The sequence below is a fragment of the Microcystis flos-aquae FACHB-1344 genome (genome assembly GCF_014698375.1).
Taxonomy (GTDB): Bacteria; Cyanobacteriota; Cyanobacteriia; order Cyanobacteriales; family Microcystaceae; genus Microcystis; species Microcystis aeruginosa.
This window is the reverse complement of sequence record NZ_JACJSW010000141.1, coordinates 1-14,172: the sequence shown is the minus strand read 5'-3', so window position 1 is coordinate 14,172 and position 14,172 is coordinate 1. Positions and strand designations below refer to the sequence as shown.

The window sequence follows — 14,172 nt, the reverse complement described above, 5'->3', positions numbered from 1 at the left end:
AACAGTTTTAAATAATTGGAATGGGTTTCGTCAAATCAATTCCTGTAAAATAGCTTCGATTTGTTGTTTTAGAGGAGGAATGTCATTTTCAACAATATCCCAAATAATCTCTAGATTGATACGAAAATATTCATGAATAGTTAAGTTTCTTAGATCGCTGGCATCTCGCCAAGGAACTTCGGGGTATCTTGCTTGAAATTCTTGAGAAGTTGCTCTAGCTGCTTCACCAATAATTTGTAAATGATAGACAATCCAAGTTTGAATTAATTCTTGTTGTTCAAACACGGTTTTTCCCTGTGGAGCATACTTTTCTACCCGCTCAATTGCTTCTAAAATATCCCGCAAGCGTTCGGTATCATCTCTCATAGTGGTATTGCTTCTTTAAGTACCCGCTCTCTGATTCTATCTTTAAGTCCCTGTTCGGTAACAATATCAACTTTGCAGCCTAACAAAGCTTCGAGTTCTCGAATTAACGGCAAAGGAAACCAGGGACTCCGACGTTCGCTACAATAATCAATTAATAAATCAATATCGCTTTTTTCGTCAGCTTCTCCCCGTGCGACAGAACCAAAGATTCGCACGTTATTTGCGCCGTGTTTAGCAGCAATAGCAATGATTTTTTCTCGTTTGTTTTTGAGTAATTCCTCAATTTTCATGATCTAAGTAGGTAGGCGTTAAAAGTTGTCAGACACCCCCCTTATCAAGGGGGGATTAAGGGGGGATCGGCACCCCCCTTATCAAGGGGGGATTAAGGGGGGATCGGCACCCCCCTTATCAAGGGGAGATCCCCCCGCCTATCGGCACCCCCCTTATCAAGGGGGGCAGGGGGGATCGAACCTAAAATCCATTTTTAATTTAATTATAACCAGCTACTTACTGACAATTTTTAACACCTATCTACTTAACCATAGAACAGATTACACCTTGATTGTCTTTAATCGGGATGACAGGATTCGAACCTGCGGCCCCTTCGTCCCGAACGAAGTGCGCTACCAAGCTGCGCTACATCCCGAAAGTTTTTAGCTAAATCATCATAGCATATTCGGCCTTGATTGGGTCGAGACTTGCTAGGATATTACAGATATAGGCAAAAATTATCGGAGTAGTTCAGGCGTGACGGTCAAACCAGAGTGGTTACGGGTGAAAGCACCGCAATGGCAGCGAGTCGGCAGTGTTAAGGAAGTTTTACGCGATTTAGGCTTAAATACCGTTTGTGAGGAGGCTTCCTGTCCCAATATCGGCGAATGTTTCCACGCGGGGACGGCTACCTTTTTAATTATGGGTCCTGCTTGCACTCGCGCCTGTCCTTACTGTGATATCGATTTTGAGAAAAAACCGCAACCTTTAGACTCCACGGAACCCCAGCGACTAGCGGCAGCCGTGCAACGTCTTGATCTTAATCATGTAGTGATCACTTCTGTCAATCGCGATGATTTGGCCGATGGTGGCGCTAGTCAATTTGTCCGTTGTATCGAGGAAATTCGCCGCATTTCCCAAAAAACCACCATCGAAGTGCTGATTCCCGATCTTTGCGGCAATTGGCAGGCTTTAGCTTTAATTCTTGCCGCTAAACCTGAAGTTTTAAACCACAATACCGAAACTGTTCCCCGTCTCTATCGTCGCGTGCGTCCCCAGGGTGATTACCAGCGTTCTCTAGAATTATTGCAGCGCGCTCGCGCCATTGTTCCCGCTACCTACACAAAATCGGGCATTATGGTGGGATTGGGGGAAACCGACGAGGAAGTGCGCCAAGTAATGCGCGATTTACGGGCCGTCGATTGTGATATTCTCACCATCGGGCAGTATCTGCAACCATCGCCAAAACATCTCGGTGTGCAGGAATTTATCACCCCCGAACAGTTCCACGCTTGGCGCGAATATGGGGAATCTCTGGGATTTTTACAAATTGTTGCGAGTCCCTTGACAAGAAGCTCTTATCATGCTGAACAAGTCAGGGCTTTAATGAATTTGTACCCGCGAGAGTCTTGAGATGGGGCAGTAATTGCTGAAAAGCTCGTCCTCGGTGGCTAATTTTTCTTTTTAATTCGGGAGACATTTCCGCAAAGGTTAAAGCGTATTCGGGAACATAAAAAATCGGATCGTAACCAAAACCACCTTCACCCCTAGGACTGGTTAAAATTTCTCCCGTGCAGATTCCTGTAGCAGTCAAGGCAATCTCACCATCGGGACGGGCGATCGCAATTACACAGACAAAACGGGCCGAGCGATCCTGATTATCTCCTAATTCTCTGACCAAGCGCTCGATTCTTTCTCGATCATTTTCACCGTAGCGGGCCGAGTAAATCCCTGGGGCATTTCCTAACCCAGTTACTTCCAATCCCGAATCATCAGCGATCGACCATTCTCCCAATGTTAGGGCAATTTGAGCAGCTTTTAAATAAGCATTTTCAGTAAAAGTCGCCCCGGTTTCCTCTATCTCTAAATCATCGGGTTTTAACTGCAATTCTAGGTCGATATCAGTTAAGTATTCCCCTATCTCTGCTAATTTACCCGGGTTACTCGTGGCTAGAATTAATTTTTTCATCGAAAATAATCGGTTTGAAACCCCGGCCTTTTAGGACGGCTTGACGTTGAGAATATTTCACTATACACTAAAGCTACAGTGAAAACTTTTAACTCCCTGACTGCTTTGGATCGGACGGACATTTCCCCCTGATTATTGCCAGGATTAAAGTTAAGGATGGGTTCCTTAAAATTCCCATTGACTGAAAGACTCAAAGACAAACATATCAAGGAAGTACAAATACATCCAAAATACTCGGCTCGCTGGTTTGAGATTGAGTATATTTATGAAGATGAAAAAATAGAAACATCTCTTGACTCCGAAAAAGCGATAGCTATGTTGTTAAGGAAGGCAGTAGTCAGGAGATTATTTTATTTATTCCCCCCACTTCCTAATTCCTAATTCCCACACCCTACACCCCACACCCAACCCCCATCACCTCATCCATGACACCAGATAGTTTTCGCGTCAGTTTTGCTCCCTTATCTTTGCAGGAAGTATATCAATTAGCCGATGATGGGGCTAATGGTGCTATTGTACTAATGAGTGGCACTGTACGGGAGCAAACCGACGGTAAACCGGTTATTTATCTTGATTATCAGGCCTACGAACCCATGGCGATCGAGGTTTTCCGGCAAATTGCCGGGCAAATTCGGCAAACCTGGCCCGATACCAATCGAGTTGTCATTCACCATCGCACCGGTAAGCTACAAATCGGTGAAATTAGCGTCTTAGTAGCTGTGGGTTGTCCCCATCGGGGGGAAGCTTTCGCAGCCTGTCGTTATGCTATTGATACTCTCAAGCATAATGCCCCCATCTGGAAAAAAGAATACTGGTCTGATGGTTCTAGTCAATGGGTTAGTATTGGGGCTTGTGAAACGGCCCATTAGGTCTAATAACGCAAAATTAAGGCAATTTTTTGGTAATCGTTCAAGGAATCTTCATCGACTAAAGCTACACGTCCTCCCTTGGCCAATACCACTTCGATAATTTCATCCACTGCATCATCGATTACCTCCGTACCACCGACGTTTTCCACCAGTATCAAATCACCGTTTTCGCTTAAAACTGCGGGTACATGGTAATTTTTCTCCACTAATAACAATTTTCCTCGACCTTCCTGCGCTAAACGCCACACTTCTCCCAGGGTAGAGATAACTTTTTGAGCGCTGACTGCCGCATCTAAAGCTTGCAGAGCTTCAGTTTTTTGAGTCTGACGCACTGAATGCATAATCGGCAATACTTGCGGAATTAATTCCGACATTGAGGTTTTGTCAAAATTGCCGGTTAAAGTGCCAACAATTGCTGATGTGTACTGTGAAACTTCTTGAAAGAAGGAAATTTGACGAACCACTCCACCCACAATCAAAGGGGAAGAATCATCAATGTCAATGTATTCACCCAGAGCATTATCTACCTGCTGGAAAAATCGCCGGATTCTATCATCTAGATAACTGGTATCGGCATCAAAGGGCAGTGGTGCGGTGGCCCCCGGTCCAGTCATTTCTAAGGGAAAATTTTGATCGCGAATTTCTTCGAGAGTTTCTCCTGTAGCTGAGATTAAACGAGTAGAACCCTGACTTAATAGTAACAGCCAATAGGGTTGTTCTCGATGTAATCCATAAACTAAATCCCGTGTGGCAAAGGTTTTATCGATGACAACTCTTGCCTGGACAGAAAAAGGCAGGTTATAAAGCTTGGCAATATCCGGACCAATATAGATAGCTAATCCATCTAGAGTATAAGGATAATCTATTTCAGCCACTAGACTATCGAGGCGCTCGAACAAAGGTTCGATTTCACGTTTAGAGAATTCTGCCGATAATCGGCGCTTTGCTTCATCGACCAAATTTTTAACGAGAATAGGGTCTTGTTTGTTATCCGGTGAGGTGCGATGGGTAGGTAAGAGAATGGAAAGGGCGGGTATTTGAGTTAGGGATTGTAGTTTCTTAAGTTCTTGACGAGTAATCATTGACTTTCCCTTGATTTATAGGGTTAAGGAGCTAAAAATACTGGCTTTATCCAGATTTTCTCGATTTATTCAGTATTCCAGCTAACATTTTAGGGAAAAAATGTAATTATATCTAGAAAATTAAGAATTTATACTGAATTGCTTTGGCAGAGATTGAGGGAATTTTTAACCAGAAAACTAGGAATATTATTGATTTATCGATCGTCCACCATCAGGACAGAAAATGTTCAGGATGGGTAAATAACCCATCCTCGGAATAATTAGGCCGCTATGGCGGTTTTTTCCGCTGTTAATGCCTCTTGGCGTTGAAATTCGGCTAATTGTGCCATAATTTCATCCCGAACAATCTGACGGTATTCCAGGAAATGCTCGTTGTGGGCGCAGACAGTGATATAGTGTTCGGCATTGGCGGGATTATGGCGCAAAATACCGAATAAATTCTGCCAGAATTTCCAGCGAGTGGAACGTTTAAAGCCCTGTCGCCAGATAATTACCGCTAGGGCATAGAGATCGGCCCGGCGAGGCAGTTTAAAGGCAGGTTTCGCTTTAGGTGCCCCTAATTTCAGGAAACAGCGATAGGTGCGATCGAGAAATACCTCCGGATCGTACAATTTCCAGAAGGCTTCAATATATTCCGTGGCAATATCTTCGATCGGCCGGGTGGGAACGAAATTCATCAGGGTACTTTGGTTAATGTCCTGTTTCCCCGTTAATCTTAGTCGTCCTTCTTTTTCCAAGCGAGTCCATAGGGCAGTATTGGGTAAAGCTTGTAACATTCCAAATAGAGCCGTGGGAATGGCCGCTTCTTCGACAAAATTAATAATGCGATCGGCCGCTCCTTTTTTCTCGCCATCAAAACCGATGATAAATCCCGCCATAGGGCGCAATCCGGCTTTAATAATCTTTTCTACCGTCTCGGTTAACGAACTACGGGTATTTTGGAATTTTTTGGTTAATTGTAAACTTTCTTCGTCGGGGGTTTCAATACCTAAAAAGACGGCATCAAAGTAACAATCGACCATCATTTCCATTAATTCGGGATCGGCGGCTAAATCTACCGATGCTTCCGTGTTAAACCGGAAAGGATACTGGTGTTCTTCTTGCCAAACTTTTAATTCTTTGAGGAGTAATTTAACGTTGCGCTTGTTGCCAATAAAATTATCATCCACCATGAACACGCCCCGGCGCCAACCTAACTCGTAGAGATAATCTAATTCTTTTAATAATTGTGCGGGGGTTTTGGTGCGGGGTTTACGACCGTAGAGAACGATAATATCGCAAAATTCGCACTGGAAGGGACATCCGCGCGAGAATTGTACCGACATGGAATCATAAGCTTCAAAATCGAGCAGATCGTAGCGTGGGATCGGGGTAATTGTCACATCGGGTTTTTCTGTGGTGCGGAAAACACCTTTAGTTTCTCCTCTTGCCAATGCTTCCACAAACATCGGAATGGTGATTTCTCCCTCATCGAGAATCAGAAAATCGGCCTCGGCCACTTCGTGGGGGATAGAAGTGGGATAGGGACCACCCACGGCCACCAGTTTACCCCGTTGCTTGGCTTCGTGAATTTGCTCGATTAAATCTTGACGTTGCACAATCATGCCGGAAAGAATCACTATTTCGGCCCAATCCCATTCTGCTTCTGTCACCGCCCGAATATTGCGATCAACCAGTTTAAATTCCCATTGCTGCGGTAAAATCGCCGCCACCGTCACCATACCCAGGGGAGGAAGTAAGACTTTGCGATCGACTAATTCCAGAATTTTGTTATAAGACCAGAAAGTCGGCGGAAAAACGGGATAAATCAGTAAGGCGCGCATATTCACTCCTCGCTCGATGGCGATCGATTCTTGACCTTTCGCTTGATTGTAATCTTTTTCGGTCAGGGATGGGAAAACCGTTATTTAGCCCTAGAACTAAGATCAGGTTTGATTTTCGGCCGCCATTGCCCACCCTTGACCCTGCCCCCATAAAAGTTTATGGTCAACATTAATAAAATTTATGTAAACAAATGTTGCATAGTTTGGGAAGTTATGTTACATTTAATATCAAGCACTTGAATCAAACGCAATTTTATTATAGGAAGGCAATTCACCATGGATAAGCAAGAAAACAAACTCGGCTTCACCGCTTTCGCTGAAAACTGGAATGGTCGTTTAGCCATGCTCGGTTTCGTTATTGGCGTAGCTACGGAATACTTAACCCACAAAGGTATCCTTGCTCAATTAGGCTTAATGTAATTTCAGCCTCGATTGCTGTGCATCTACAATCGTCTTGAATAAATTATCAAAAAAGGGAGGAGCATCGCTCTTTCCCTTTTTTAGTTGCAGGTTGGGGATGGGGGAGTGGGGTGATAGGGAAGTGGGGTGTGGGGTGTAGGGTAGTTGATGTACTGGAAAATCTCTCAAGTAACCTTGTTTGAGAATACTTGTTGGCAATTCCTGTCTATGGTTAATTAAGAAAAATAAACTGTAGCGAAATATACTGTTTTTTCATGTTCTAATGGGGATAGATAGGGGGAAAAAAATCATGTCGAAATCACTCTTTACCGATGCCAGCAGTCGCCTAGAACGCGCCCTTAAGTATGTCTCCATTTCCGATGATGCGATCGAGCGGTTAAAATATCCCAAAGCTAGTCTCAGCGTCTCCATACCCGTCCGTATGGACAACGGCACTCTGAGAATCTTCCAAGGCTACCGCGTCCGCTACGATGACACCCGCGGCCCCGGCAAAGGAGGGGTGCGCTATCATCCCAACGTCAGCATTGATGAGGTGCAGTCCTTGGCCTTTTGGATGACCTTTAAATGCGCCCTGCTGGATTTGCCCTTTGGTGGGGCTAAGGGCGGCATTACCCTCAATCCGAAAGAATTGTCAAAAGCCGAGTTAGAACGCCTTAGCCGGGGCTATATCGAGGGTATAGCCGACTTTATTGGTCCCGATGTCGATATTCTTGCCCCCGATGTCTATACCAACGAGATGATCATGGGTTGGATGATGGACCAGTACAGCATCATTCAGCGTAAAATTAGTCCAGCGGTGGTGACGGGGAAACCTTTAACCATGGGAGGCAGTCGCGGTCGCGATACGGCGACGGGAACAGGAGCTTTTCATGTTATTCATTCTCTTTTGCCGAAATTAGACAAAAAACCCGCTAATACTACCGTAGCCGTTCAGGGATTCGGTAACGCCGGGGCCATAGTGGCGGATCTCCTCGCCAAAGCCGGTTATCAAGTGGTGGCGGTAAGTGATTCCCAGGGCGGCATTTATCGGGAAAAAGGACTAGATATTGCCAGCATTCGTCAGTATAAACAGGAACACCGCGAGATTACTGCTATTTACTGTCAGGATACCGTCTGTCATATCGTGGAACACGATGGGATTAGTAATGAAGAATTATTAGCCCTAGATGTGGATGTTTTGATTCCAGCAGCCCTAGAAAACCAAATTACCGCCGAAAATGCCGATCGCGTGCGGGCGAAATATATCTTTGAAGTGGCCAATGGTCCCACTACCTCAGAAGCCGATCGCATTTTAGACTCAAAAGGGATTCTCGTTTTCCCCGATATTCTGGTTAACGCAGGTGGGGTAACGGTGAGTTATTTTGAATGGGTGCAAAATCGCAGCGGTCTTTATTGGCGATTAAACGAGATAAATGAGCGCTTAAAAGAAAGAATGGTGACAGAAGCGGAAAAAGTCTGGTCTTTCGCCCAGGAGTTCGATACGTCTCTGCGTAACGCCGCCTACGCCCAGGCCATTACTCGTCTCGGAGAAGCCCTAGATGCCAAGGGAACCCGCGATTATTATCAAAATAAGACGGGAGCATAAAAGCCACAAACATTATATGCAAGCTAAAACTGGCGGTTTTTATTCCCCTAATTGCCAGGTTATCTCTTCACCCGCTCGTAACGGCACCAGTCCGGATTCGGGAAATGGCAATTCATCGGGAATGCGCCAAGGGGTTTTGGTTAAGGTGATTTGTTCGGTATTTCGGGGGAGTTGATAAAAATCTGGACCGTGGCAGCTGGCGAACCCTTCTAGTTGCTGAATTGCATCAACGCTCTCAAAGGCTTCTGCGTACAACTCTAGGGCGTGCAGAGCCGAATAACAACCCGCACAGCCACAGGAACTTTCTTTGCTGTAGCGAGAATGGGGCGCGCTATCGGTCCCTAGAAAAAACTTGGGATTGCCCGATGTTGCCGCTTGCAAAAGTGCCAAACGATGATCCTCTCTTTTCAAAATCGGCAGGCAATAAAAATGAGGACGAATGCCCCCGGTAAAGAGAATGTTTCGGCTAAACAATAAATGTTGGGGCGTAATTGTGGCGGCGACATTGTTGTTAGCAGATAGAACAAACTTGACCGCATCGGCAGTGGTAATGTGTTCAAACACCACCCGCAGTTTGGGAAATCTTGTTATCAGTGGGATTAAGTGCTTCTCAATGAACACTTTCTCTCGATCGAACACATCAATATCACCATCGGTAACTTCTCCGTGCAGTAGTAGCGGCATATCTACCTGCTCCATGGCGGCAAAAACGCCATCGCACCTACGAAGGTCCGTCACCCCCAAGTCGGAATTAGTTGTCGCACCGGCCGGGTAGTATTTCACCGCTTTGACAAACTGGGAGGCTTTCGCCGCCAAGATTTCTTCGGGACTGGTATTATCGGTGAGATATATTGTCATCAGTGGCTCGAACTGTTGACCCTCTGGAACTGCTGCCAGAATGCGCTCGCGATAGGAGGCAGCATCAGCCACCGAGCGCACTGGGGGCTTTAAATTCGGCATGATAATGGCACGGGCAAACTGACGCACCGTATGGGGTAGAACCGCTTTCATTGCCGCACCATCGCGGAGATGAAGGTGCCAGTCGTCGGGTCGAGTCATTGTGAGTCTTCGCATTGTTCAATCATACAACGGTTAGGGTTCCCACCTCACCAAACACAAGGGTTTTAGTTGATTGGAAAGAACCTTTGATTTTAGTGGCGAAATTAATTTGACGGTGACGATAATTCCTCTTGACAAAATCCCAGCACTTGAAATATACTTATTTATATAATCGGAATCCGTGCCTGCCTGCGAACCCCTCATTTTCAGGCAAGATAGACTTAGGAAAATTAAATTTTGAGCGCACATGATGCGCTTATTGTAATTAGTACAATCATATTATTCTCTGGAGCGATTGTATTCGTCCTCTTTCAGGGGGAATAATATAGCGTTTCCTAAGCTAGTGAGGTACACCTATTTTTCTTCCCTTTTGCCTCTTGCCTTTTGCCTAAAACCCATAACTTTTGTACCTCAGCCGACTGAAAAACGCTCTAATACAATTGAGAATGCAGTCAATCCCCCCAATCTCTATGGTCAATAAACTATACTACGGGGTTCTTCGTTACTTGGTATGGTTCGATAGGGGGGCATAAATCGACTAAATCCTTATCTGGCAAGAGATTTAATTGATTAGTTCGCTCTAGATCGAAAACAATTGACAAAAATCGCAGCAATGTCTGTCTCTATAAGGGTTTCATTCCTTATAACCCCGTCCATTGCATAAGACAAACCGAAGAACCAAATTTGTCAAGTATCATAAGTAAAATAATCTCGTTTTTGGCTATTATATCAAATTTTAACTCGATTGTCTATCTTTTGGTATTAACCTGTTGATGCCTTAAGTCCTTCCCTATATGGATTTCAGCTACTTTTGAGCGTAGGCGCTCTCATCGAATTTTATTTTAAGTTAATTATTTGCATAACAATTCCCGAAGAGCCTAGTTTAATAGCAGGAACAGGAGACACAGATAATACTGCCTTCTCGGTTGTAGGGAATCAATTACAGATTAATAATTACCCCGATTTTGAAACCAAGAATAGTTACAGTATTCGGGTAAAAACCACAGACCAAGGGGGACTCAGTTTTGAGAAAACCTTGACAATTACTGTCAATGATGTTAATGAAAATCCTAGTAACCAAGCTCCGACAAATTTAGCATTAAGTGCGACCACAGTAAATGAAAATGTCCCTGTTAATACAGTGATTGGAACATTTTCTACCACAGACCCCGATACTGGTAATAGCTTTACCTATAGTTTGATAGCAGGAACAGGAGATACAGATAATACTGCCTTCTCGATTGTAGGGAATCAATTACAGATTAATAATTCTCCCGATTTTGAAACCAAAAATAGTTACAGTATTCGGGTAAAAACCACAGACCAAGGGGGACTAAGTTTTGAGAAAACCTTGACAATTACTGTCAATGATGTTAATGAAAATCCTAGTAACCAAGCTCCCACAGCCCTAATTTTCCAAAATGCTGTCACCGAGTTAGCTGAAAATGTCAATGTCACACCAGAATTTAAAGTCGCCGATCTCCTGATTGAAGATGATGGTTTAGGAACCAATAATCTCTTCCTCACGGGACGGGATAGGGAGCGCTTCTTAATTCAGAATTCGGCTCTTTTCTATGTCGGTTTTACTCCTAATTTTGAAGCCCAAAATAGTTACGAAGTCACCGTCAATGTCGATGATCCAACCGTTGGTGTCACCCCCGATCTCACCCAAACCTTAACTTTAAACATCACCGATATCAATGAGGCTCCCACAGCCCTAATTCTTGCCAATAGCACTAAGGCGATCGCTGAAAATACCGATACCAGTCAAGGTGTCAAAGTTGCCGATATTCAGATCAGCGATGATGCCTTGGGGACAAATAGTCTTTCGTTGTTGGGCAGTGATCAGAGCAGTTTCCAGATTCGTGGCCGGGAATTATTCTTCATCGGTAAGGCTGATTTTGAAGCCCAATCCCTCTATAACTTGACAGTTGCGGTGACGGATACCACCCTCAACCCGGCTCCCAATGCCACACCAGACGCAACGGTTAATTTCACCCTAGAAATTACCAATCTACCCGACCAAGCCGTTAATCCCCAAACCATCCAATTTAAAGATACGGGTAATGGACAAGGTTCTCTGGTTTTCAACTTCAGTAACTTGCCCGGTAGCATACAGGTCAAAGCCATTGAGGAAGGACTTAGACAGACGGGAGCTTTCTTCAATAACGTTGTCGGTCTCTATCCAGTGGCCGATGATAACGGAGCCGTTTTTGATAGCCTCGATTTAGATGGAGATGGCAACGTGACAGAGTTAATTCAACCCGGTCAAGCGGGTTATGCGCGTACCGCCTTAAGTCAAGCGGTGAATAACTTCATTTTGCAGGCCAGTGGGGAAGGGGCAAACCAAAGCACCACCGCCGCTGAATTTGGGGATGTGTTGTTGGAAGGGGGGCGACGCTACGCACCCTTTGTCATTGCCAATGGGGGCAATCTGGGAGAAAGTCTGCAAGGGAGTATTCAGGCATTTTTGACCAAGAATCCCGATAACGTGGCGGCTACCCTAGAAAACTATATAAGTCATGAAGTGGCCTACTTCTCCTTTGGGTCGGCAAATCCCGATGGGGCGGAACATTTACGGTCAAGGGGGAATAATATCTTTGGCTTTGAGGATTTACCGGGGAACTTACCCAATATCAGCGATAACGATTTTAATGATGGGATTTTGGCGTTTAATTTTATTGGTTAATCATCCCTTGCTGGTTTGACAAACCATTTCCTCTGGGAGTTGCCGGTGGTTGTCTTTTTCTAACTGCGAATCACCGTCATTTGTCGCCCCACAGGACTCATTGCCGTTTCTGATTAATGGTGGCATGGCGGGCTTCCAATCCAGCAATGATTTATTAATAAATATCACCGGATTTACTGGTACTTTACCAGCTTTAGGGAGCATGACAGGGGGTAATTTCTTTGTTTAATTAAGTAGGTGTAGGGTGCGTTAGGCGACTATCAATTCCGTCAAAAAACCAAAATTAACAATCCGACGTAACGCACCACTTCTATTATTAAATTGGTGCGTTACGCTATCGCGCTTCACAGCCTACGAGTAAGCAAACAACTCAAATGAACCCAACAACCGCCAATTATGATGAACCCTGGAAAGAAGCATTAACCGAGTATTTTGAAGCGTTTTTATGCTTCTTTTTTCCTGAAGTTCACCAACTAATTGATTGGACAAAAATTCCCGAATCCCTAGAAAAAGAACTCAAACGGATTACCGCTTCAGCAAAGACAAAAAAACGTTTCGCTGACAAACTCTATAAAGTCTGGTTACTCAGGGGTGAAGAAGTCTGGATTTTGATTCATATTGAAATTCAAAGCCAGTACGAAGAAAATTTCCCTCAGAGGATGTATATTTATAACTATCGTGCCTTTGATTTGTATCAGAAACCGGTTATCAGTCTCGCTATATTAGGAGATGAACGAGTAAATTGGCGACCAGATTCCTATAATTATACTATCGCCGGCTGTGAAGTGAGTTTGAAATTCCCAACGGTTAAATTACTGGACTATGAGGAAAACTGGTCAGAACTAGAAACAAGTAGCAATCCCTTTGCTATAATAGTCATGGCACACCTAAAAACGAAAGCGACTACTGGGAAGCTGCCAGAACGGGAACAGTGGAAGTGGAGGTTAATCAGGGGATTATATGAAAAGGAGTTCGAGAGGGAACAGATAATTAAACTGTTTGAAATCATCGACCAGATGATGACTTTATCCGCTGAATTGCAGTCAAGTTTAGAGAGTAAAATCAAACAATTTGAGGAGGAAAGAACCATGCCTTTAATGAGTAATATGGAGTTACGAGGGATAGAACGCGGCAAGGAAATTGGTAAGGAAATTGGTAAGGAAATTGGAGCGTTAGAAAAGGCTCGTAACTATGTTAAAACGGTGCTGAAAACGCGATTGGGTGATATTCCAATAGAAATTGAGCAAGCTGTTGATAAAATTTCTGTATTATCGATTTTAGACGAGTTACTGAAATCGGCATTAACCGTTAATTCTTTTGATGAGTTGCATCAACTTTTATAACAATAGTCTCAGTAACTTTCTTCTCCAATGAACCAAACAACCGCCAATTATGATGAACCCTGGAAAGAAGCATTAACCGAGTATTTTGAAGCGTTTTTACATTTCTTCTTTCCTGAAGTTTACCAATTAATTGATTGGACAAAAATTCCCGAATCCCTAGAAAAAGAACTCAAACGGATTACCGCTTCAGCAAAGACAAAAAAACGTTTCGCTGACAAACTCTATAAAGTCTGGTTACTCAGGGGTGAAGAAGTCTGGATTTTGATTCATATTGAAATTCAAAGCCAATACGAAGAAAATTTCCCTCAGAGGATGTATATTTATAACTATCGGGCCTTTGATTTGTATCAGAAACCAGTTATCAGTCTCGCTATATTAGGAGATGAACGAGTAAATTGGCGACCAGATTCCTATAATTATACTATCGCTGGCTGTGAAGTCAGCCTCAAATTCCCAACAGTCAAATTACTGGACTATGAGGAAAGATGGACAGAACTAGAAACAAGTAGCAATCCCTTTGCTATAATCGTCATGGCACACCTGAAAACAAAAGCGACTACTGGGAAGCTGCCACAACGGGAACAGTGGAAATGGAAGTTAATCAGGGGATTATATGAAAAGGAGTTCGAGAGAGAACAGATAATTAAACTGTTTGAAATCATCGATAATATGATGACTTTATCCCCTGAATTACAGTCAAGTTTAGAGAGTAAAATCAAACAATTTGAGGAGGAAAGAACCATGCCTTTAGTAAGTA

The 14,172-nt window shown here is 43.9% G+C and carries 14 protein-coding genes, 1 tRNA gene and 1 pseudogene; 8 read left to right on the top strand and 8 right to left on the bottom strand.

Translation table 11 applies throughout. The features are described 5' to 3' along the window. Positions 1-30: 30 nt before the first annotated feature. The 3 genes from H6G48_RS12560 to H6G48_RS12550 all read right to left on the bottom strand — a co-directional run bounded on the left by H6G48_RS12560 (position 31) and on the right by H6G48_RS12550 (position 1,012). Positions 31-366: a HepT-like ribonuclease domain-containing protein gene (locus tag H6G48_RS12560; protein ID WP_002760267.1), complete on the bottom strand. Its 336-nt coding sequence runs from the start codon at positions 364-366 to the stop codon at positions 31-33. Then, a complete protein-coding gene (locus H6G48_RS12555) occupies positions 363-656 on the bottom strand; it encodes a nucleotidyltransferase family protein (RefSeq protein ID WP_002760266.1) in 294 nt (97 codons plus the stop codon). Before H6G48_RS12555 ends, H6G48_RS12560 begins: the two co-directional genes overlap by 4 nt. 282 nt (positions 657-938) lie before the next feature. Beyond that, positions 939-1,012: transfer RNA gene (locus tag H6G48_RS12550), tRNA-Pro, on the bottom strand. A gap of 71 nt (positions 1,013-1,083) precedes the next feature. On the opposite strand from H6G48_RS12550, the gene lipA reads away from it, so the two are divergent. Continuing rightward, a complete protein-coding gene (gene lipA, locus H6G48_RS12545) occupies positions 1,084-1,989 on the top strand; it encodes a lipoyl synthase (RefSeq protein ID WP_190722051.1) in 906 nt (301 codons plus the stop codon). Here the strand turns inward: lipA and rdgB are convergent. Beyond that, positions 1,952-2,545, bottom strand: a complete 594-nt coding sequence (rdgB, locus tag H6G48_RS12540; protein ID WP_190722014.1) for an RdgB/HAM1 family non-canonical purine NTP pyrophosphatase — start codon at positions 2,543-2,545, stop codon at positions 1,952-1,954. The two genes, lipA and rdgB, sit on opposite strands and share 38 nt — an antisense overlap. A 425-nt stretch (positions 2,546-2,970) precedes the next feature. Between rdgB and H6G48_RS12535 the strand changes: the two genes are divergently transcribed. Continuing rightward, complete coding sequence (locus H6G48_RS12535) at positions 2,971-3,414, top strand: molybdenum cofactor biosynthesis protein MoaE (protein WP_004163195.1); 444 nt, start codon at positions 2,971-2,973, stop codon at positions 3,412-3,414. Between the two features lie 2 nt (positions 3,415-3,416). On the opposite strand, the gene H6G48_RS12530 is transcribed toward H6G48_RS12535, so the two are convergent. Next, on the bottom strand, positions 3,417-4,496 hold the full coding sequence (locus tag H6G48_RS12530) for an AOC03_06830 family ribosome hibernation factor (RefSeq protein WP_190722013.1): 1,080 nt from the start codon (positions 4,494-4,496) through the stop codon (positions 3,417-3,419). Between the two features lie 260 nt (positions 4,497-4,756). Then, a complete protein-coding gene (locus tag H6G48_RS12525) occupies positions 4,757-6,319 on the bottom strand; it encodes a B12-binding domain-containing radical SAM protein (RefSeq protein ID WP_002762021.1) in 1,563 nt (520 codons plus the stop codon). 276 nt (positions 6,320-6,595) lie between these two features. On the opposite strand from H6G48_RS12525, the gene H6G48_RS12520 reads away from it, so the two are divergent. Both H6G48_RS12520 and H6G48_RS12515 read left to right on the top strand, forming a co-directional pair. Then, positions 6,596-6,739 carry a high light inducible protein gene (locus H6G48_RS12520; RefSeq protein WP_002734821.1) on the top strand — a complete coding sequence of 48 codons (144 nt, stop codon included), beginning with the start codon at positions 6,596-6,598 and terminating at the stop codon, positions 6,737-6,739. A 289-nt stretch (positions 6,740-7,028) separates the two neighbouring features. Then, positions 7,029-8,324 carry a Glu/Leu/Phe/Val family dehydrogenase gene (locus H6G48_RS12515; protein ID WP_190722012.1) on the top strand — a complete coding sequence of 432 codons (1,296 nt, stop codon included), beginning with the start codon at positions 7,029-7,031 and terminating at the stop codon, positions 8,322-8,324. 39 nt (positions 8,325-8,363) lie between these two features. On the opposite strand, the gene pyrC is transcribed toward H6G48_RS12515, so the two are convergent. After that, positions 8,364-9,398 (bottom strand): dihydroorotase, encoded by a 1,035-nt coding sequence (pyrC, locus tag H6G48_RS12510; RefSeq protein WP_190722011.1) that lies wholly within the window; start codon positions 9,396-9,398, stop codon positions 8,364-8,366. Positions 9,399-10,194: 796 nt separating this feature from the next. Here pyrC and H6G48_RS12500 point away from each other — a divergent pair. After that, positions 10,195-12,072 (top strand): cadherin domain-containing protein, encoded by a 1,878-nt coding sequence (locus H6G48_RS12500; RefSeq protein WP_242034628.1) that lies wholly within the window; start codon positions 10,195-10,197, stop codon positions 12,070-12,072. Here H6G48_RS12500 and H6G48_RS26845 read toward each other — a convergent pair whose 3' ends face one another. Then, positions 12,073-12,198, bottom strand: a complete 126-nt coding sequence (locus H6G48_RS26845; RefSeq protein WP_271939132.1) for a hypothetical protein — start codon at positions 12,196-12,198, stop codon at positions 12,073-12,075. Between H6G48_RS26845 and H6G48_RS26840 the strand changes: the two are divergent. From H6G48_RS26840 to H6G48_RS12490, 3 genes and pseudogenes are all read left to right on the top strand, one after another. Beyond that, a pseudogene (locus H6G48_RS26840) lies at positions 12,182-12,301 on the top strand (bluetail domain-containing putative surface protein); the annotation flags it as partial. The gene H6G48_RS26845 and the pseudogene H6G48_RS26840 overlap by 17 nt on opposite strands. Positions 12,302-12,446: 145 nt before the next feature. Beyond that, positions 12,447-13,415 (top strand): RpnC/YadD family protein, encoded by a 969-nt coding sequence (locus H6G48_RS12495; protein ID WP_190722010.1) that lies wholly within the window; start codon positions 12,447-12,449, stop codon positions 13,413-13,415. Between the two features lie 27 nt (positions 13,416-13,442). Then, positions 13,443-14,172 (top strand): RpnC/YadD family protein (locus tag H6G48_RS12490; RefSeq protein ID WP_190722009.1); only part of this gene is annotated, 730 nt, incomplete at its 3' end.

Bases quoted from the DNA above. Each gene is read 5' to 3' on its own strand.
- H6G48_RS12560 (WP_002760267.1), bottom strand. From the start codon at position 366: ATGAGAGATGATACCGAACGCTTGCGGGATATTTTAGAAGCAATTGAG.
- H6G48_RS12555 (WP_002760266.1), bottom strand. From the start codon at position 656: ATGAAAATTGAGGAATTACTCAAAAACAAACGAGAAAAAATCATTGCT.
- rdgB (WP_190722014.1), bottom strand. From the start codon at position 2,545: ATGAAAAAATTAATTCTAGCCACGAGTAACCCGGGTAAATTAGCAGAG.
- H6G48_RS12535 (WP_004163195.1), top strand. From the start codon at position 2,971: ATGACACCAGATAGTTTTCGCGTCAGTTTTGCTCCCTTATCTTTGCAG.
- H6G48_RS12530 (WP_190722013.1), bottom strand. From the start codon at position 4,496: ATGATTACTCGTCAAGAACTTAAGAAACTACAATCCCTAACTCAAATA.
- H6G48_RS12525 (WP_002762021.1), bottom strand. From the start codon at position 6,319: ATGCGCGCCTTACTGATTTATCCCGTTTTTCCGCCGACTTTCTGGTCT.
- H6G48_RS12520 (WP_002734821.1), top strand. From the start codon at position 6,596: ATGGATAAGCAAGAAAACAAACTCGGCTTCACCGCTTTCGCTGAAAAC.
- H6G48_RS12515 (WP_190722012.1), top strand. From the start codon at position 7,029: ATGTCGAAATCACTCTTTACCGATGCCAGCAGTCGCCTAGAACGCGCC.
- pyrC (WP_190722011.1), bottom strand. From the start codon at position 9,398: ATGCGAAGACTCACAATGACTCGACCCGACGACTGGCACCTTCATCTC.
- H6G48_RS26845 (WP_271939132.1), bottom strand. From the start codon at position 12,198: ATGCCACCATTAATCAGAAACGGCAATGAGTCCTGTGGGGCGACAAAT.
- H6G48_RS12495 (WP_190722010.1), top strand. From the start codon at position 12,447: ATGAACCCAACAACCGCCAATTATGATGAACCCTGGAAAGAAGCATTA.